This is a genomic window from Williamsia sp., from assembly GCF_016462415.1.
Lineage (GTDB): Bacteria > Actinomycetota > Actinomycetes > Mycobacteriales > Mycobacteriaceae > Williamsia_A.
Map to the genome: position 1 here is coordinate 1 of NZ_JAEMTF010000087.1, position 18745 is coordinate 18745.

At 70.1% G+C, this 18745-nt stretch carries 22 protein-coding genes; 2 read left to right on the forward strand and 20 right to left on the reverse strand.

Translation table 11 applies throughout. The annotated features are described in order from the left end of the window. Positions 1-7: 7 nt before the first annotated feature. The 15 genes from JHC79_RS17745 to JHC79_RS17815 all read right to left on the reverse strand — a co-directional run bounded on the left by JHC79_RS17745 (position 8) and on the right by JHC79_RS17815 (position 12771). The gene (locus JHC79_RS17745; protein ID WP_296393257.1) at positions 8-1588 is read right to left on the reverse strand and encodes an anthranilate synthase component I; all 1581 of its coding nucleotides are present in this window, start codon (positions 1586-1588) and stop codon (positions 8-10) included. A gap of 4 nt (positions 1589-1592) precedes the next feature. Next, the gene (locus tag JHC79_RS17750; protein WP_253661905.1) at positions 1593-1775 is read right to left on the reverse strand and encodes a 4-oxalocrotonate tautomerase family protein; all 183 of its coding nucleotides are present in this window, start codon (positions 1773-1775) and stop codon (positions 1593-1595) included. Positions 1776-1785: 10 nt separating this feature from the next. Further along, positions 1786-2145, reverse strand: a complete 360-nt coding sequence (gene hisI, locus JHC79_RS17755; RefSeq protein WP_296393260.1) for a phosphoribosyl-AMP cyclohydrolase — start codon at positions 2143-2145, stop codon at positions 1786-1788. Next, entirely contained in the window at positions 2142-2915 is a 774-nt protein-coding gene (gene hisF / locus JHC79_RS17760; protein WP_296393263.1) for an imidazole glycerol phosphate synthase subunit HisF, read from the reverse strand. The genes hisI and hisF overlap by 4 nt, the downstream gene beginning before the upstream one ends. Next, positions 2912-3778: an inositol monophosphatase gene (locus tag JHC79_RS17765; RefSeq protein WP_296393266.1), complete on the reverse strand. Its 867-nt coding sequence runs from the start codon at positions 3776-3778 to the stop codon at positions 2912-2914. Before JHC79_RS17765 ends, hisF begins: the two co-directional genes overlap by 4 nt. Further along, positions 3775-4521, reverse strand: a complete 747-nt coding sequence (gene priA, locus JHC79_RS17770) for a bifunctional 1-(5-phosphoribosyl)-5-((5-phosphoribosylamino)methylideneamino)imidazole-4-carboxamide isomerase/phosphoribosylanthranilate isomerase PriA (protein ID WP_296393268.1) — start codon at positions 4519-4521, stop codon at positions 3775-3777. The genes JHC79_RS17765 and priA overlap by 4 nt, the downstream gene beginning before the upstream one ends. 53 nt (positions 4522-4574) lie before the next feature. Next, the gene (locus JHC79_RS17775; protein WP_296393270.1) at positions 4575-4865 is read right to left on the reverse strand and encodes a hypothetical protein; all 291 of its coding nucleotides are present in this window, start codon (positions 4863-4865) and stop codon (positions 4575-4577) included. Between the two features lie 25 nt (positions 4866-4890). After that, the gene (hisH, locus tag JHC79_RS17780) at positions 4891-5535 is read right to left on the reverse strand and encodes an imidazole glycerol phosphate synthase subunit HisH (RefSeq protein WP_296393271.1); all 645 of its coding nucleotides are present in this window, start codon (positions 5533-5535) and stop codon (positions 4891-4893) included. After that, positions 5532-6149 carry an imidazoleglycerol-phosphate dehydratase HisB gene (gene hisB, locus JHC79_RS17785; RefSeq protein ID WP_296393273.1) on the reverse strand — a complete coding sequence of 206 codons (618 nt, stop codon included), beginning with the start codon at positions 6147-6149 and terminating at the stop codon, positions 5532-5534. The genes hisH and hisB overlap by 4 nt, the downstream gene beginning before the upstream one ends. Continuing rightward, entirely contained in the window at positions 6146-7321 is a 1176-nt protein-coding gene (locus tag JHC79_RS17790; RefSeq protein WP_296393275.1) for a histidinol-phosphate transaminase, read from the reverse strand. Before JHC79_RS17790 ends, hisB begins: the two co-directional genes overlap by 4 nt. Continuing rightward, the gene (gene hisD / locus JHC79_RS17795) at positions 7318-8661 is read right to left on the reverse strand and encodes a histidinol dehydrogenase (protein WP_296393277.1); all 1344 of its coding nucleotides are present in this window, start codon (positions 8659-8661) and stop codon (positions 7318-7320) included. The genes JHC79_RS17790 and hisD overlap by 4 nt, the downstream gene beginning before the upstream one ends. Before the next feature lie 195 nt (positions 8662-8856). After that, positions 8857-9909 carry an NAD(P)-dependent alcohol dehydrogenase gene (locus JHC79_RS17800; protein ID WP_296393279.1) on the reverse strand — a complete coding sequence of 351 codons (1053 nt, stop codon included), beginning with the start codon at positions 9907-9909 and terminating at the stop codon, positions 8857-8859. 137 nt (positions 9910-10046) lie between these two features. Then, on the reverse strand, positions 10047-10916 hold the full coding sequence (nadC, locus tag JHC79_RS17805; RefSeq protein ID WP_296393281.1) for a carboxylating nicotinate-nucleotide diphosphorylase: 870 nt from the start codon (positions 10914-10916) through the stop codon (positions 10047-10049). Then, entirely contained in the window at positions 10913-11935 is a 1023-nt protein-coding gene (gene nadA, locus JHC79_RS17810; protein WP_296393283.1) for a quinolinate synthase NadA, read from the reverse strand. Before nadA ends, nadC begins: the two co-directional genes overlap by 4 nt. 131 nt (positions 11936-12066) lie before the next feature. After that, complete coding sequence (locus JHC79_RS17815; protein ID WP_296393285.1) at positions 12067-12771, reverse strand: hypothetical protein; 705 nt, start codon at positions 12769-12771, stop codon at positions 12067-12069. 212 nt (positions 12772-12983) lie between these two features. Here JHC79_RS17815 and JHC79_RS17820 point away from each other — a divergent pair, with 212 nt between their 5' ends. Both JHC79_RS17820 and JHC79_RS17825 read left to right on the forward strand, forming a co-directional pair. Continuing rightward, positions 12984-13958: a helix-turn-helix domain-containing protein gene (locus JHC79_RS17820; protein ID WP_296393288.1), complete on the forward strand. Its 975-nt coding sequence runs from the start codon at positions 12984-12986 to the stop codon at positions 13956-13958. A 119-nt stretch (positions 13959-14077) separates the two neighbouring features. Next, positions 14078-14773 carry an NUDIX domain-containing protein gene (locus tag JHC79_RS17825; RefSeq protein ID WP_296393290.1) on the forward strand — a complete coding sequence of 232 codons (696 nt, stop codon included), beginning with the start codon at positions 14078-14080 and terminating at the stop codon, positions 14771-14773. Here JHC79_RS17825 and JHC79_RS17830 read toward each other — a convergent pair. The 5 genes from JHC79_RS17830 to JHC79_RS17850 all read right to left on the reverse strand — a co-directional run bounded on the left by JHC79_RS17830 (position 14729) and on the right by JHC79_RS17850 (position 18680). Further along, positions 14729-15388, reverse strand: coding sequence for a DUF2567 domain-containing protein (locus JHC79_RS17830; RefSeq protein ID WP_296393292.1), 660 nt, complete (start codon positions 15386-15388; stop codon positions 14729-14731). The genes JHC79_RS17825 and JHC79_RS17830 overlap by 45 nt on opposite strands. After that, entirely contained in the window at positions 15385-15678 is a 294-nt protein-coding gene (locus JHC79_RS17835; RefSeq protein WP_296393293.1) for a hypothetical protein, read from the reverse strand. The genes JHC79_RS17830 and JHC79_RS17835 overlap by 4 nt, the downstream gene beginning before the upstream one ends. A 4-nt stretch (positions 15679-15682) precedes the next feature. Further along, positions 15683-16726: a biotin synthase BioB gene (bioB, locus tag JHC79_RS17840; protein WP_296393295.1), complete on the reverse strand. Its 1044-nt coding sequence runs from the start codon at positions 16724-16726 to the stop codon at positions 15683-15685. Positions 16727-16821: 95 nt separating this feature from the next. After that, positions 16822-17508 carry a dethiobiotin synthase gene (gene bioD / locus JHC79_RS17845; protein ID WP_296393296.1) on the reverse strand — a complete coding sequence of 229 codons (687 nt, stop codon included), beginning with the start codon at positions 17506-17508 and terminating at the stop codon, positions 16822-16824. Next, positions 17508-18680 carry an 8-amino-7-oxononanoate synthase gene (locus JHC79_RS17850; RefSeq protein WP_296393298.1) on the reverse strand — a complete coding sequence of 391 codons (1173 nt, stop codon included), beginning with the start codon at positions 18678-18680 and terminating at the stop codon, positions 17508-17510. The genes bioD and JHC79_RS17850 overlap by 1 nt, the downstream gene beginning before the upstream one ends. Positions 18681-18745: the final 65 nt, after the last annotated feature.

Genomic DNA, 18745 nt, shown 5'->3' on the forward strand with positions numbered 1-18745 from the left:
GGAGTGCTCATGGGGTGCGGTCGTGGTCCTTCGGGTCGGGTGCCGGTGCTCCGGCGGGGGTCACACGGGTCATGGTCTCCGCGGCGGCCACGGCGGCGAGCACGGTGCCCGCCTTGTTGCGGGCCTCGTTGTACTCGTAGTCCGGGACGCTGTCGGCGACCACTCCGCCGCCGGCCTGGACGTAGGCGCGGCCACCGGCCATGACCGCGGTGCGGATGGCGATCGCGGTGTCGGCGTCGCCCGCGAAATCGAGGTAACCGACGATGCCGCCGTAGAGGCCGCGTCGGGTCAGTTCGTGTTCGTCGATGAGTTCCATCGCCCGGACCTTCGGGGCCCCGGTCAGCGTTCCGGCCGGGAAACAGGCCGAGACGGCGTCGAGCGCGGTCGCGTCGTCGCGGAGGTGACCGGTGACCGTGGAGACCAGGTGCATCACGTGGCTGTAGCGCTCGATGTGGCGGTAGTCGTGCACCGACACGGTGCCCGGTTCGCACACCCGACCGAGATCGTTGCGACCCAGATCGACGAGCATCAGGTGCTCGGCGTTCTCCTTCTCGTCGGCGAGCAGGTCCTTGGCGAGGAGTTGGTCCTCCTCGTCGGTGGCGCCGCGCCACCGTGTCCCCGCGATGGGATGGGTGGTGGCGACCCCGTCGGCGACGGTGACGAGCGCCTCCGGGCTGGAGCCGACGATGGTGAACGGGTCACGGCCACCCTTCTCGCCGCCCAGGCCGGGGACTCGCAGCAGGTACATGTACGGGCTGGGGTTCGAGGCCCGCAGCACCCGGTAGACGTCGATGGGGTCGGCGTCGGTGGCCATCTCGAACCGCATCGAGGGCACGACCTGGAACGCCTCACCCGCCTCGATCTCGCCGACGAGCGAGGTGACGATCGTGCCGTACTCCTCGCGGGTCCGTTGCGCGGTGTACTGCGCCTCCGGGCGGGTGTACATCGACACCGTCGACGGTGTCGGTGCGGCCAACGCCTCGGTCATCCGGTCCAGTCGGGCGACCGCGTCGTCGTAGGCATCGTCCGCACGGTCGTCGCTGCCGTCCCAGTTGATGGCGTTGGCGATGAGGGTGATCGAGCCCTCGTGGTGATCGACCGCGGCCAGGTCGGCCGCGAGGAGCATCATCATCTCCGGCAGCGCCAGGTCGTCGACGGTGGTGTCGGGCAGACGTTCGAGGCGGCGGACCGCGTCGTAGGCGAGGTAGCCGACGAACCCGCCGGTCAGCGGCGGCATGTCCGGCAGCCGGTCGGTGGCCAGCAACGTCAACGACTCGGCCAGCGCGGTCAGCGGATCGCCGTCACGCGGCGCACCGTCGGGCACGGTCCCCCACCAGTGCGCCTGGCCGTCGACGACGGTCAGGGCGGCGGGCGACCCCGCGCCGATGAACGACCACCGGGACCACGAGCGGCCGTTCTCGGCGGACTCGAGCAGGAAGGTGCCGTCCCGGTCGCCGGCCAGCTTGCGATACGCCGACAGCGGTGTCTCGGAGTCGGCCAGCACCTTTCGGGTCACCGGGACCACCCGGTGATCTCTCGCCAACTCGAGGAAGACCTCGCGCGACGTGGTCGCGGGATGTGTACTCACATCCCTATTGTCCCAGCGGCTCCCCGCCGACGCCCCAGTGGGATCGGGGGACCTCGGTGATAGTCACCCACACCGAGTCGGGATTCTTGCCGGTGGCCTTGGCGTAGGCCTCGGTCACCGCGGCGATTGTCTCGCGTTTGACCCGGTCGGACAGGCCCGGCGTCTGCGAGATCTGGATCAGTGGCATGGCCCCGACCCTACGACGACGACGCCGGCGTCACCGGCAGCGCGCGCGAGGGGTCGAAGCAGCTGTGGGTCCCGGTGTGGCACGCGGGTCCGGTCTGGTCGACGATCAGCAGCAGTGCGTCGCCGTCGCAGTCCAGACGAACGTCGTGCACGACCTGGATGTGGCCGCTGGTCTCGCCCTTGACCCAGTACTCCTGCCGTGAGCGCGACCAGTAGGTGGCGCGCCCGGTCGTCAGGGTGCGGTGCAACGCCTCGTCGTCCATCCACGCGAGCATCAGCACCTCACCGGTGCCCCGCTCCTGGACCACGACCGCCACCAGTCCGGTGTCGGTGCGGCTCAGTTTGTCGGCGATGCTCGGGTCGAGGGTCATCGGACGACCAACCCGTCGGCGCGCATCGCGGCCTTGACCTGCTCGATCCGCAGCTCGCCGAAGTGGAAGACCGATGCCGCGAGCACCGCGTCGGCACCCGATCGCACCGCGGGGGTGAAGTGCTCCACCCGCCCGGCGCCACCGCTGGCGATGACCGGCACCGACACCGCGGCGCGGACCGCGGTGATCATGGCGAGGTCGAAACCGTTCTTCGTGCCGTCGGCGTCCATCGAGTTCAGCAGGATCTCCCCGACCCCGAGATCCTGTCCGCGGCGAGCCCACTCGACGGCGTCGATGCCGGTGCCGCGGCGACCACCGTGGGTGGTGACCTCCCACCCGGACGGTGTCGGCGGCTCCCCGGCGGGCACGGTGCGTGCGTCGACCGAGAGCACGATGCACTGCGACCCGTAGTGCCTGCTCATCTCCCCGAGGACCTCGGGGCGGGCGATGGCCGCGGTGTTGACCCCGACCTTGTCGGCGCCCGCGCGCAGCAGGATGTCGACGTCGGCGACCGTACGGACTCCGCCACCGACCGTGAGCGGGATGAAGACCTGCTCGGCGGTGCGTCGGACGACGTCGAGCATGGTCGAACGACCCGAACTCGACGCGGTCACGTCGAGGAAGGTCAGTTCGTCGGCGCCGGCTGCGTCGTAGGCCGCGGCGAGCTCGACCGGGTCCCCCGCGTCGCGCAGGTCGACGAAGTTGACGCCCTTGACGACACGGCCTGCGTCGACGTCCAGACACGGGATGACCCGGACCGCGACGGTCACGACGCACCTCCTCGGGTTCGGGGCGTGCGCTCGGGAAGGTAGTCGGCGGGGTCTCCCACCCGTTCGATGATGGTGGCCAACTCCTCGTGCACGCCGGGGCTGCCGGCGAGCATCGACGACGAGGTGACGTGCCACGGCTCGCCGGCCAGGTCGGTGACGACTCCCCCGCCCGCCAGGACGAGGGCCGCACCGGCCGCGTTGTCCCAGGCGTGATGTCCGAAACAGATGGCGCCGCCGAGCTTTCCGGCCGCGGTCAGGGCCATGTCGAGTCCGGTGCTGCCGAGCAGTCGCAGACGCGACACCTGCCGCGAGACCTCGCCGAGGATCTCCACGCGGTAGTTGCCGGGGAATCGTCCGCCGCTGTTGAGGTTGAAGGCGCCGAACGCGATCACCGAGTCCTGCAGGCGCGTGGGGCGCAGCGCCGGGACGGGTTCGCCGTTGCAGATCACCGGCCCGTCGACGAACGCCTGATAGCGAAGACCGAACAGCGGCAGCCATGTGAGGCCGAGGACGGGCCGACCGTCGTGGAGCAGGGCGAGCAGTGTCCCGGCCAGGGGCAGGCCCGCGGAGTAGTTGAAGGTCCCGTCGATGGGGTCGACGACCCACACCGTTCCGCTCGTGACGTCCGGGCCGCCGAACTCCTCACCGTGGACACCGATCCCGGTGGCCTCGGTCAGCCGGGCCGACAGCGTCCGCTCGAGTTCGAGGTCGAGTTCGGTGGCGAAGTCGTTGCCACCCTTGTCGACCGCGCTCGGTGCGCCGAGTCCCTCGATGAATCGCGGGGTGATGTCGTCGAGCAGTCCCGCGGCGATCGACAGCAGCCGCGGTGGGTCGATGTCCGACGGGATGGTGGTGTCCGTCATGCGCGACCGGCCACCGCGGACAGCGCCTCGGGCAGGGTGAATCGCCCTGCGTAGAGCGCTTTTCCGACGATCGAGCCCTCGACTCCCCGGTCGACGAGGGTCGCGATGGCCAGCAGGTCGTCGACCGAGGACACCCCGCCGGACGCCACGACCGGTGCGGACGCGGCGTCGGCGACCTCGCCGAGCAGCTCCAGGTTGGGGCCGGTGAGGGTGCCGTCCTTGCTCACGTCGGTGACGACGTAGCGGCTGCACCCGTCGCGCTCGAGGCGCTCGAGAACCTCCCACAGGTCACCTCCGTCGGACACCCATCCGCGCCCACGCAGGCGGTACTGCCCGTCGACCCGGATTGCGTCGAGACCGACCGCGATGCGGTCGCCGTACTCACCGATCACCTTGGCGCACCACTGCGGGTCCTCCAGAGCGGCGGTGCCCAGGTTGACCCGAGTGCACCCGGTGGCCAGCGCCGCCCGCAGCGAGTCGTCGTCGCGGATCCCGCCGGACAGTTCGACCTTCACGTCGAGTTCGCCGACGACCGCGGCCAGCATCTCCCGGTTGTCGCCCCGGCCGAACGCCGCGTCGAGGTCCACCAGGTGGATCCACTCCGCCCCGTCGCGCTGCCAGGCGAGGGCGGCCTCGCGCGGTGAGCCGTAGGAGGTCTCCGACCCGGCGGCGCCCCGTACCAATCGCACGGCCTGACCGTCCGCGACATCGACTGCGGGCAGTAGTTCCAGCGTGGTCCCCATCGAGTGCACCCTCTCTGCTGTGCTCGTGTCCGCCGGTGCGGATCGAGAAGTCATCATTCGTCTCCCGGAACCGGCGGTGCCGGTCGGGAGGTGTCGTCGCCCGCCGCGGTCGTACCGGCCTCGGCGCCGTCCGCGTCGACGGCCCGCTCGACCACCCGGTTGGCGACGATCCCCATCACCGCGATCGCCAGCGCGACCGCCAGCAGGGCCACCACCAGGGCCGCGGGTGCCGACACACGCGAGACGCCATAGATCACCGGCACCGAGACCCCCAGCACGAGGGCGCCGGCGCCCATCGCGAGGATCGCCAGCCGCGCGATGGAGAACCTGGGTGACCCGGTCACCCTGTCCCCCTCGCCGTACCCGGGTTCACAGTGCGTGCACCCAGTTGCGCAGCAGGTGCGCGCCGGCGTCGCCGGACTTCTCCGGGTGGAACTGGGTGGCCGACAGCGGTCCGTTCTCGACCGCGGCGAGGAACGGGCCGCCGTGTTCGGCCCACGTGGTGACGGCGGGTGGGAGCGCGGAGTCGGAGTCCGACCACTCCCAGGTCTGCGCGGCGTAGGAGTGCACGAAGTAGTAGCGGGTGTCCGAGTCGAGACCGTCGAACAGCACCGAGCCCTCGCCCGCGGTCACGGTGTTCCACCCCATGTGCGGCAACACCGGCGCGGGGAGCTGGCTGACCGTTCCCGGCCATTCACCGCAGCCGGCGGTCTGCACACCGAACTCGACACCCTCGTCGAACAGGATCTGCATGCCCACGCAGATGCCGAGCACGGGACGGCCGCCGGCCAGACGCTGTCCGATGATCCGGTCCCCGACGACCGCTTTCAATCCGGCCATGCACGCCGCGAACGCACCGACCCCGGGCACCACGAGGCCGTCGCACTCGGTGGCCGCGTCGCGGTCGGAGGTGACGGTGACGTCGGCACCGGTGCGCTCGAGGGCCCGTTGCGCCGACCGCAGGTTCCCCGACCCGTAGTCAAGGATCGTGACCGATTTCGACGCTGCGCTCACAGCGCTCCCTTGGTGGACGGCACACCGGTGGCCCGGGGATCGGACTCGGTGGCCGCGCGCAGGGCCCGTGCGACCGCCTTGTACTGGGCCTCGGTGATGTGGTGCTGGTCGCGGCCGTAGAGCACGCGGACGTGCAGGGCGATCCGGGCGTTGATGGCCAACGTCTCGAAGACGTGTTTGTTGATCACGGTGTTGTACGCGACGCCCGGGTTGCCGCCGATCACGGCGGTGAGCAGGTGCTCGGGCTCACCGGTGTGCACGAAGTACGGGCGTCCGGAGACGTCGACGGCGGCGTGGGCCAGCGTCTCGTCCATCGGGATCCATGCGTCACCGAAACGACGGATCCCGCGCTTGTCGCCCAGGGCCTGATCGATCGCCTGTCCGAGCACGATGGCGGTGTCCTCGACCGTGTGGTGTGACTCGATCTCGACGTCACCGGTCGCACGGACGGTGAGGTCGAAGCTGCCGTGGGCGCCGAACGCGGTCAGCATGTGGTCGAAGAACGGCACACCGGTGGAGATCTCGGTGCTCCCGGTCCCGTCGAGGTCGATCTCGACGACGACCGACGACTCCCGGGTGGTGCGCTCGACGCGGGCGGTTCTGTTCTCGGTCATCGGAGTGCTCCAGTGGTGTCGGCGCCGGTGATGTCGGCTGAGGCGATCTCAGCCGGGGGGATGCGGTCGGTCGGGGCGAGTTCGGCCGCGACGCGCAGGAACGCGTCGTTCTCGTCGGCGGTCCCGATCGTGACACGCAGGAACCCCTCGATCCCGACATCGCGGATCAACACGCCGCCGTCAAGGAACCGCTGCCAGCTCGCCGCGGCGTCGGTGAACCGGCCGAACAGGACGAAGTTGGCGTCGGAGTCGACCACGTCGAACCCGAGGTCGGTGAGCGCCCCGACCACCCGGCCCCGTTCGGTCACGATCGCCGCGACACCGGCCAGGGTGTCATCGGCGTGGCGCAGCGCGGCACGTGCGGCCGCCTGCGTCACGACCGACAGGTGATAGGGCAGGCGGACCAGCAGCAGCGACGCCACCAGTGCCGGCGCAGCGACGAGGTACCCGAGACGACCGCCTGCGAAGGCGAACGCCTTGCTCATCGTGCGGGAGACCACGAGCCGGTCACCGAACTCGTCGATGAGTCCGATCGCGCTCTCACGGTCGGAGAACTCCGCGTAGGCCTCGTCGACGATCACGATCCCCGACGCCGCGGAGACGATCGCGCGGACATCGTCGGACGAGACCGACTGTCCGGTCGGGTTGTTCGGCGACGTCAGGAACACGACGTCGGGTCGGCGGGTCGTGATCTCGGCGACCGCGGCGTCGACGTCGAGCGAGAAATCGGGTGCGCGCATCACGTTCACCCAGGCGGTGTCGGTGCCACCGGAGATGATCGGGTGCATCGAGTACGACGGGACGAAACCGATCGCGGTGCGCCCGGGGCCGCCGTAGGCCTGCAGGAGTTGCTGCAGGATCTCGTTGGATCCGTTGGCCGCCCACACGTTGTCGACGGTCAGCGGCACGCCGACACGCTCGCTGAGGTAGCGGGCGAGGTCGGTACGCAGGGCCACCGCGTCACGGTCGGGGTAGCGGTGCAGGACCGCGGCGGCCTCTCGCACGGACTCGGCGACGTCGGCGACGAGCGCCGCCGACGGCGGGTGCGGGTTCTCGTTGGTGTTCAGCGCCACCGGGACGTCGAGTTGCGGTGCACCGTAGGCGTTCTGACCGCGCAGGGCATCGCGCAACGGCAGGTCGGCGACGGTGAACCGGGCGCCGGGCGCGGTCACACCGCACTCCCCGACGACGCGACACCGGCGAAACGTACCTTCACCGCGTCACCGTGGGCCGGGAGATCCTCGGCGTCGGCGAGCGCGACGACGTGACCGGACACCGCCTCGAGGGCGGCGCGGTCGTAGTCGACGATATGGACTCCCTTGAGGAACGTCTGCACCGACAGCCCGGAGCTGTGGCGCGCCGAACCCGAGGTGGGCAGAACGTGATTGGAGCCGGCGCAGTAGTCGCCGAGACTGACCGGCGAGTAGCGGCCGACGAAGATCGCACCCGCGTTGCTGATCCGCGCGGCGACATCGGCCGCGTCGCGGGTCTGGATCTCGAGGTGTTCGGCGGCGTAGGCGTCGACGACGGCGACACCGTGGTCGATGTCGTCGACGAGGACGATCCCCGACTGCGGTCCGGCCAGCGCGGCGAGGACGCGCTCGCGGTGCTTGGTGGTCTCCACCTGTCGGGTGACCTCGGCGTCCACCCGATCGGCGAGATCGGCGCTGTCGGTGACCAGCACGGACGCGGCGAGGACGTCGTGTTCTGCCTGGCTGATCAGGTCGGCGGCGACGGCCACGGCATCGGCGTCACCGTCGGCGAGGATCGCGATCTCGGTGGGGCCCGCTTCGGAGTCGATGCCGACGATGCTGCGGCACAGGCGCTTCGCGGCCGTGACGTAGATGTTGCCGGGTCCGGTGATCAGGTCGACCGGTGCCAGTTCGGTCGTGCCGTCGGTGTCGGTGCCCCCGTAGGTCAGCAGTGCGACGGCCTGCGCGCCGCCCACGGCCCAGACCTCGGTCACGCCGAGCAACGCACAGGCGGCGAGGATGGTCGGGTGTGGCCAGCCGCCGTGCTCGGCCTGCGGCGGCGAGGCGACGACGAGCGAGCCGACGCCCGCCTCCTGGGCCGGGACGACGTTCATGACGACGCTCGACGGGTAGACGGCGTTGCCGCCGGGGACGTAGAGGCCCACGCGGGCGATCGGGACCCACTTCTCGGTGACCGACCCGCCCGGGACGACGTCGGTGCGGACCGTGCCGCGCCGCTGATCGGAGTGCACGATCCGGGCCCGCCGGATGGACTCCTCGAGCGCCGCACGGACCGTCGGGTCGACGGCGTCGAGGGCGTCGGCCAGGCGCTCGGCGGGGACGCGCACGCTGGCCGGCGTGACCCGGTCGAACGTCTGCCCGTACTCCAGGGCGGCCGCCGCCCCGCGCTCACGGATCGCGGCGACCACCGGCGACACCGTCGCGAGCACCGAGTCCACGTCGGTCCCGCCGCGCGGGAGCGCGCGACGCAGGTCGGCGGCTGAGAGCGCGCCGCCACGCAGATCGGTACGGGAAAGCATGGTGGGCTGATCTCCTCCGGGAAACGGATTGGCCTGGGTGTGAACGTCCAGGATATGCGGTCCGGCCAGCCGTTTTCGACGGCGGGTGCGTCGGTGGTGCGTAACGCCATCGGCCGCCGGGTGCTCCACGGGGAGGCATCCGACGGCCGATGACGGTCGCTGTCAGGTCAGCGTGTGACCTGCTTCACGCAGCGATCAGGCGTTCGCCAGCGTCGCGGTGTCGATCACGAAGCGGTAGCGCACGTCGGACGAGACTGCGCGGTCGTAGGCCTCGTTGACCTGATCGGCGGAGATGGTCTCGATCTCGGCGGCGATCTCGTGCTCGGCGCAGAAGTCCAGCATCTCCTGGGTCAGGGCGATGCCACCGACCATGGAGCCCGACAGCGAGCGACGGTTGGTGAGCAGCGCGAACGCCGCGACCTGCAACGGGTTCTCCGGCACACCGAGCTCGACGAGGGCACCGTCGATGGCCAGCAGGCCGATGTAGTCGTCGAGCGGCAGGTTCACCGACACGGTGTTCAGGATGAGGTCGAACTGCCCGGCCAGGTCCTTGAACAGCGCCTTGTTGTCCTTGGTCGCGTAGTAGTGGTCGGCACCGAAACGCTTGCCGTCCTCTTCCTTGCTCGTGGTCTGGCTGAGCACGGTGACCTCGGCACCGAGCGCGTGGGCGATCTTGACGCCCACGTGTCCGAGCCCGCCCATGCCGATGATGGCGACCTTCTTGCCCGGGCCCGCGCCCCACTTCTTCAGCGGCGCGTAGAGGGTGATGCCTGCGCACAGCAGCGGTGCGGCGACGTCGAGCTCGATGCCCTCGGGGATCTTGAGGACGAACTTCTCGGTGACGACGACCTGCTGCGAGTAACCGCCGTGGGTGAACTCACCCTCGTAGGTCTTCGAGTTGTAGGTCTGGACGACACCCTTCTCGCAGTACTGCTCGTCGCCGTTCTTGCAGGGCGCGCACTCGCCACAGGAATCGACGAAGCAGCCGACGCCGACGCGGTCGCCGACGTTGTGCAGGGTGACCTCGGAACCGACCTCGGCGACGACACCGGCGATCTCGTGGCCCGGGACGACCGGGTACTTGGTGCCCTTCCACTCGTTGCGCGCGGTGTGGATGTCGGAGTGGCAGATGCCCGCGAACTTGATGTCGATACGGACATCCTTGGGTCCCAGTTCGCGACGTTCGATGGTCGAGATGGTGAGCGGGTCGGTCGCGCTGGTGGCGATAACGGCGTTCACAGTTGGCACAGAAATCGTGTCCTTTCGGGCCTTGCGGAGCGCGCTGGTCAGCGCGCCGGGACACAGTGGCCAACGAACGGGTCCGCGGTTTTATGCCCAGATGCGCATAAAAGCACCTCGGCATGGCCGATCTGTCGGATTCGAACTCAGAGGTCCAGGCCCAGGTCCAGCACGGTCACCGAATGAGTGAGACCGCCCACAGCCAGGAAGTCGACACCGGTGCGCGCGTAGTCGTGGGCGACGTCGAGCGACAGACCTCCGGAGCTCTCGAGCCGGGTCCGGGGGGCCCGCTGGTTGCGTCGCTGCACCGCCATCTGGGTCTCCCAGAGCGCGAAGTTGTCCAGCAGCACCAGTTCGGCGTCGAGCGCGAGGGCCTCGTCGAGCTGCGTCAGCGAGTCCACCTCGACCTCGATGGCGAGGTCGGGCGCCGCGGCACGCACCGCGGTCAGCGCCGCCGTGAGCGACCCCGCGGCGGCGATGTGGTTGTCCTTGATCAGCGCGGCGTCGCCCAGGCCCATGCGGTGGTTCTGTCCGCCGCCCGCCCGGACCGCGTACTTCTGCAGCGCCCGCAGACCCGGCAGCGTCTTGCGGCTGTCGCGCACGACGGTGTCGGTGTCGGCGATCTCGTCGACCCACCGCGCGGTGGCCGTGGCGATGCCCGACAGGTGACACAGCAGGTTCAGGGCGGTGCGCTCTGCGGTCAGCAACCCCGCGGTGGGTGCGTCGACCCGCACCACGACGTCACCGGCCTGCACCCGCGTCCCGTCCTCCGCCCGGTCGAGCACCTCGTAATCGTCACCGATCACCTCGTCGAACACCGCCAGGGCCGCATCGAGACCCGCGATGACGCCGGGTTGCCGACTCGCGATGACCGCGACGGTGCGCGCGCCGTCGGGAACGGTCGCGGCGGTGGTGACGTCGGGTCCGTACCGCAGGTCCTCGTCGAGGGCGGTGCGGATCAGTGACCGGACCTCGTCCGACGACACCCCGTCGATCGCGCGCGCACGAGGGGTCATTCCCCGCCCCCTCCGGGCGTCCCGATCGCGATCATCCGTTCCACGCTCGCGCGCGCGGCGTCGGCCACCGAACGCTCGAGATGCACCTCGTCGGTCCCGTCGCGCAGGCAGCGGAGCAATGCCTCCGGGGTGATCATCTTCATGTACTTGCAGGACGCCTTGGGGTTGACCGCCTGGAAGTCGATCTGCGGCGCGGCACGACGGAGTTGGTGCAGCATGCCGATCTCGGTGGCGACGAGGACCTCGCGGGCGCCGGAGGCGCGTGCGGTGTCGAGCATCCCGCCGGTGGACAGGATGTGCACCCGGTCTTTCGGCACCGCCCCCTCACCGGCGAGATACAGAGCGGATGTTGCGCAACCACATTCGGGGTGTACGTACAGGTCGGCGTCGGGGTGCGCGTTCGCCTGATCGGTGAGTTCGTCACCGTTGATCCCGGCGTGGACGTGGCACTCGCCGGCCCAGATGTGCATGTTCGTGCGCCCGGTCTCGCGCTTGACGTGCGCGCCGAGGAACTGATCCGGCAGGAACAGCACCGTGCGGTCGGGGTCGATGGACTCGACCACCTCGACAGCGTTGGACGACGTGCAGCAGATGTCGGTGAGTGCCTTCACCTCCGCGGTGGTGTTGACGTAGGAGACCACCACCGCATCGGGGTAGTCGGCCTTCCACTCGCGGAGTTGGTCTGCGGTGATCGAGTCGGCCAGCGAGCATCCGGCGCGAGCATCGGGGATCAGGACGGTCTTGTCCGGCGCGAGGATCTTCGCGGTCTCCGCCATGAAGTGCACACCGCAGAACACGATGGTGTCCTCCGGGGCCGACGCGGCGATCCGGGAGAGCGCCAGGGAGTCGCCGACATGGTCGGCGACGTCCTGGATGGCCGGGAGTTGGTAATTGTGCGCGAGGAGGGTCGCTCCGCGCAGCGTGGCGAGGCGACGAACCTCGGCAGCCCATTCGGCGCCGGGATCGGCGTCGGTGATGGGATCGATCACGGCCCCGGAAGTGGATGACGCTGTGGTCATGGCCGCTCTCCTTTCGAGAGGGTCTCGGTGTGGCTGACACCGGGTCGAGCTGGTTTTCGACTGACGGTCGAAAACGTGTCCCCAATGTAGCACCGGCCACATCTCGCCCTCCGAAAACCCTCCGCGCCGGGTCATGGTCGGATCGACGCGCCCCGATCGCGCAGGCGCAGCGCCCACGAGTACGACGCGATGATCTGCCCGTCGCCGGCCCTCGGGTCGCGCGATCTCATCCGACGAACCGTGGGCAACACCTCGTCGGACCACCACACCGCCGCGAGTTGTTCGCGGGATGGTGTCGGGGTGCGGGTGTCGAGAGCCCGGCGGAATCCCCAGGCCTCGACGGCATCGGTCAGTCGCGACCAGTGTTCGGGGTCGTCGAGCCACAGGTGCGGTCGGATCGCGTGGTCCAGCGGCACCCGCTCGAGGAAACGGCGTTCGGCCGCCTTCGTGGCCAGGTGATGCGGTCGAAGACAGGCCGACGCGAAGGCGATCGTCCGGATGCCGACCACGTCGGCTTCGACGGTTGTGAGGCGGGCCCGGATCGCGGCGCCGATGCGGTGATGACCGTCGATGACGAAGTACAGCTCGCCGAGTTGCACCAGTTTCACCGGCGGGACGCCCGTGGAGCCGACCGGACAGTGCCGCGCCCGTACGTCGCGGTGACGTGGCCGGAACCTCGCGTCGAAATCTGCTGTACGTGAGGCTGATCCGACGATGGCGCGGACCGGTACGTCGTCGCGGCGACCCGGCGTCACCCCGTCGGAACCGAACGCGACGAGCGCATCGCTCAGGGCGATGAGTCGGTCCGCGCGTCGGCCCGGGGCGCTACGCCTCACGTCGTCGAGCGGGCGAGCAGAGGGGTGGACGTGAGCCGTGGGCGACGGCGGACCCGGCGGTCAGACCGGCCCAGAGGTCGATCAGAGAACGTGGGACGGGGCGACGTCGGATTCGCCGGACGCGGCGGCGGTGCATGAACATTCACCCATCCTCGAGCGGACGGCGACGGCGCAACAGTGGCACTGGTGCCCATGTTCGTTAAGATAGTGACATGCACTCCGTCGCCGTTCTCGCCTATCCGGGTATGTCGGGGTTCGAGTCCGGTATCGCGGCCGAGATCTTCGGGATGACCGAGTACACCGGTCCGTTCTCCGCCGGGATCGAGCGTCCCTGGTACTCGGTCAAGTACTGCTCCCCCGATCCGCGCGGGGTGCCGATGATCGGTGGCGCGACGCTGACGACGCCGTACGGTCTGGACGACCTGGCCGACGCCGACACCATCGTGATCCCCAGCGTCGCCGACGTCACCGCGCACACCGAACACGACGTGACCGATGCGATCCGGACGGCCGCCGATCGTGGCGCACGTCTGGTGTCGATCTGCTCGGGCGCGTTCGCCCTGGCCGAGGCGGGGGTTCTCGACGGTCGTAGCGCGACCACCCACTGGATATATGTCGACCTCCTCCAGCAGCGTTTCCCCGACATCGACGTCGACCCGACGCCCCTCTACGTGGACGCCGGTTCGGTGCTGACCAGCGCGGGATGTGCCGCCGGACTGGACCTCTGTCTCCACATGATCCGGTCCGACCGAGGGGCGGCGGTGGCCAATGACGTGGCCCGTCGCCTGGTCGCACCGCCGCACCGCGCGGGCGGTCAGGCCCAGTACATCGACGCACCGGTCTCGGTGACCACCGGCGACAGCCGCATCTCCCGGAGCATGGCGTGGGCGTTGGACCATCTGGAGTCCCCGATCGGACTCGATCAACTCGCATCACAGGCCTCGGTGTCACGTCGCAGCTACCTACGACAGTTCGCCCAGGCGACCGGGACCACACCGATCAAGTGGCTGATCGGACAGCGGGTGATCGCCAGCCTGGAACTGCTGGAGTCGACCACCCTGTCGGTGGAACAGGTCGCGCGACGGGTCGGTTTCGAGTCCGCGGTCACCTATCGTCACCATTTCGTCCGCGCGATGCGGACCACCCCGAGCGACTATCGGAACGCGTTCGTCCATGACAGTGCATGACGGATGACGGTGACGGTGCTCGGGCCCCTACAGATGTGGCGATTCGCCCGCGACGGCCCAAGCCGCGGGTGTGGTGTGACGGTCGGTGGGCACCTGCTCACCGACATAGACTGGGCGACATGGGCGCGGACGGCATCATCCACGAGGTGCTCGACGCCGTTTTCCAGGTTCGCACCCCCGCATCCGACTCCGCACCGGAGTTGTCGGTGCTGCTGTGGCAGCGGGCGCTCGATCCCCAGCGCGGCACGTGGTCGCTGCCCGGCGGCATCCTGCGCGCCGACGAGGACCTCTCCACCTCGGCCCGACGTCTGCTGGCCGAGAAGGTCGACGTCCGTGAGGTCGCACACCTCGAGCAACTGTCGGTGTTCTCCGCACCGCACCGACTGCCCGGCCCGCGTGTGATCGCCTCGACCTATCTCGGGCTGGTGCGCTCGGACTCGACCGCGAACCTGCCCCCCGACACGCGGTGGCACCCCGTCGGCGCGCTACCGGAGATGAGTTTCGATCACCGCGAGGTCGTCACGTTGGCCCGCACCCGCCTCGCCGCGAAGTTGTCGTACACGAACATCGCCTTCGCCCTGGCCCCGCCGGAGTTCGCGATGTCGACGCTGAGCGACATCTACTGTGCGGCACTGGGATATCCGGTCGACTCGACCAACCTGCTGCGCATCCTGTCCCGACGCGGCGTGGTCAGCGCGACCGGGACGGTCGGCCGGACCGGACGCTCAGGCGGTCGTCCTCCCGCGCTCTACCGCTTCGCCGAGAACGGCTTACGCGTCACCGACGAGTTCGCGACCCTGCGTCCCCCGGCCTGAGGGCGCGACGCCGAGGTCGGCGCGGCGGACCACCAGCAGCAGCACCAGGTAGGCCAGCAGTGCACCGATCGGGGCGATCACCACGATCGCCCAGGAGAAGACGAACCCGCCCGCGGAGTCGAGCGCAGGGCCGTCCAGGCGCAGGCTCGGTGCGCTGGAGAAGAACTGACCGACCGCGGTGTCGCCGACACCGGGGTGTCGGGCGCCGGCGATGAGACCGCCGATCCACGCCGCCCCCGCGGCACCGACCACCGCGCCGACCGCCACCGACAGGGCGCCCACCGATCCGCGCAGGGGACGTATCCACCACGCACCGACACCGCCGAGGGCGCCGGCGACGAAACCGATGCACGCGAACATCGCGACCGCGTCGAACCGGTGGCCGGTGTCGGCGCCGAGCGCTCCCGCCCGGTCCGGTGCGACCACCACACCGGTGACCCCGGGAACCACCAGGCCCCAGAGGATCCCACCGACGAGTCCGACGGCGGCGACACCGATCACCGCCACCACGGCCGATCGCAGGAGCTGCCGCACGTCGATCCGATCGACGATCGGCTCGATGTCGACGACGGGACCGTCGGGTCCGGGTGCGAGGAAGTCGGGGCCGGCGGTCATCGACGGCCGAGGAACGTCGAGTCGACCCGACCGTGTCGGGAACACCGTGCGGTCCATCCGTCCGGGACGACCTGGACGATCATGCGGCGGCCGCACTGTCCGCAGAACCGCGGCGGCTCGAGTCCGAGTCGCGCCGCGGCCGGGATCTCCTGCTGGGCAGGGGAATCGACCTGCACACCGGTGTAGACGCCGAACCGCAGGGGCTCGGTCAGAGGTGTCAGCAACTCGGGCACGTCGGCACCGCTGTCTCGATCCCCGGCGGACTCTGCGATCACGACGTCACCGACCATCGACTCAGATGCTGTCGTTGAGAGCCTTGATCGGCATCTGCAGGTCGACGAGCAGATCGAGGTCGGCCTCGGCGGGACGGCCCAGGGTGGTCAGGTAGTTGCCCACGATGACCGCGTTGATCCCGCCCAGGATGCCCTGCTTGGCACCGAGATCACCGAGGGTGATCTCGCGTCCACCCGCGAAGCGCAGGATGGTGCGCGGCAACGCCAGACGGAACGCCGCGACCGCACGCAGCGCGTCGGCCGCCGGCAGCACGTCGAGGTCACCGAAGGGGGTGCCCGGACGGGGGTTGAGGAAGTTCAGCGGGACCTCGTCGGGCTCGAGCGCCGCGAGATCGGCCGCGAACTCGGCGCGCTGCTCGAGCGACTCACCCATGCCGAGGATGCCGCCGCAGCAGACCTCCATGCCGGCCTCGCGCACCATGCGCAGGGTGCCCTCGCGCTCCTCCCAGGTGTGGGTGGTGACCACGTTCGGGAAGTGCGACCGGGCGGTCTCGAGGTTGTGGTTGTAGCGGTGCACACCCATCGCGGCGAGCTCGTCGACCTGCTCCTGGGTGAGCATGCCGAGGCTGCAGGCGATCTGGATGTCGACCTCGTTGCGGATGGCCTCGATGCCTGCGGCGACCTGAGTCATCAGGCGCTTGTCGGGGCCGCGGACGGCGGCGACGATGCAGAACTCCGTCGCGCCGGTCTTCGCGGTCTGCTTGGCCGCCTCGACCAGGGACGGGATGTCGATCCACGCGCTGCGCACGGGCGAGGTGAAAAGACCCGACTGCGAGCAGAAGTGGCAGTCCTCGGGACATCCGCCGGTCTTGAGCGAGATGATGCCCTCGACCTCGACCTCCGGGCCGCACCACTTCATCCGTACGTCGTGGGCGAGCTGCAGCAGATCGGTCAGGCGGTCGTCGCCGAGCTGCAGCACCGACAGGGTCTCGGCCTGGGTCAGCGCTTCACCGCGTTCGAGTACCTTCTCGCGGGCCAGGTCGAGGATGTCGGCCTCGTCTGCATGGGTTCCCGGCTGATCCGGGCGGACAGGAGCCTGGGTCACGGGCCCTCCTCGATGACGTCGTGCGATCACTGCGGGGCCGTCGGGAACACGCACCCGGTGGGGCGGCGGGAGTGACGGCCGCGACCCAGTGTGCCCTATGCCGCCCTCAGCCCCCGCACCCAGTGTGGGTCGAACCACCCGGGCGCTCGCTCGGTGAAGTCCGCGCGGGTCAGACGCCCCGCGCCCGCGGGAACGACACCGACGATCGGCGTGTCGGTCAGTCGCGGCAGGTCGACGCGATTGCAGCGGGTGGCCAGATCCGGTTCGTCGGGCCAGGAACCGATGACGATCCCACTGACCTCGACACCTCGCGCGCGAACGGCGTCGACCGTGAGTTCGGTGTGGTTGAGGGTGCCCAGGCCGGCCGCGGCCACCACGACCACCGGCGCGGACAAAGCGACGGCGACGTCGAGGACCGTCAGGTCGACACCCAGTCGGACGAGCACTCCCCCGGCGCCCTCGACGAGGACGACGTCGTTCTCGGCGATGCGCGCGACGGCGTCGGTGACCGACGTCAGGGTCAGCGGATCCATGCCGGCGCGGGACGCGGCGGTCTCGGGTGCCAGCGGTTCTGGATACCGGGCCCCCTCGATGGTCGAGGTGATCCCGGTCAGCCGCACCACCTCGTCGATGTCCCCGGGCTCGCCGGGGCCGACGCCGGTCTGCCCGGGTTTGCACACCCCGACCGACGCGCCGTCCGCGGCCGCGGCTGCGGCGATGGCAGCGGTGACGATGGTCTTGCCGACGTCGGTGGACGTTCCGGTGACGATGAGGACAGACATCAGCGGGTGACCGCATCGGCCGCGGCGACGGCCGCGCGCGCACGGTTGACGACCTCGGCGACCCGGTCGAGCTGGTCGGCGTCGAGATCGGCGCGGACCGTGAGTCGGATCCTGGAGGTGCCCGGCGGGACCGACGGGGGCCGGAAACACCCCACGGCGACACCGTCGGCTCGGCACCGACGGGCCACCTCGAGCGCGTCGGCGGGCTCACCGATGATCAGCGAGACCACCGCGGCAGACGGGGTCTCGGCGTCGCACGCGGCCGCCAGACGGCGGGCGTTCTCGCGCACGCGGTCACACAGGTCGGGCTCGGCGCGCAGTACGCCGAGTGCCGTCCGCGCGGCCCCGACGGCGGCCGGGGCCAACCCGGTGTCGAAGATGAACGACCGCGCGCGGTCGACGAGGTGGTCCCGCAGGGTCGCCGGTCCGGCGACGAGCCCGCCCTGCGACCCGAACGACTTCGACAGCACGGCCGTGACGATCAGGTCGACCGCACCGGACAGTCCGAGTTCCTCGACGACCCCGCGACCACCGCGACCTCGGACGCCGAGTGCGTGCGCCTCGTCGACGACGAGCAACGCACCATGATCCCGGGCCGCGGCGTAGAGCTCGGCGACCGGCGCGACGGAGCCGTCGATGCTGTAGACCGAGTCGGTCACGACCATCGCGCGGTCCTCGGTGCGCTCGCGCAGCGCGGTCCGGACGGCCTCAAGGTCGCCGCGATCGACGACCACGACCCGCGCACGCGACAACCGACACCCGTCGATCAGCGACGCGTGCGCACCCCCGTCGCTGACGATGAGGTCGCCGCGACCCATCAGGGCCGTGATCACCCCGACGTTCGCGAGGTAGCCGGAGGAGAAGACGAGCGCACTCGCGGTCCCGAGGAAATCGGCGAGATCGCGTTCGAGCTCGTCGTGCAGAGCCGTGGTCCCGGTGACGAGTCGCGACGCCGTCGCGCCGGCACCCCACGTCCGCACCGCGTCCGTCGCGCCTGCGATCACCCGCGGATCGGTCGACAGACCCAGGTAGTCGTTGGACGCGAGGTTGAGGACGTCGTCGTCGGCCCGACGCGGGACCAGGGTGCGGTGCAGCCCCTCGGCATCGCGCACGCGCGCCGCCTCGACCAGCCAGTCGAGTGCCGAGGGACGGGGGGAATCAGACGCATTCATCGTCGCTCAGCGTCTCACACGGCCGTTTCCGCCCACTCGACGTCCGCAGCCGCCCACTCGACGTC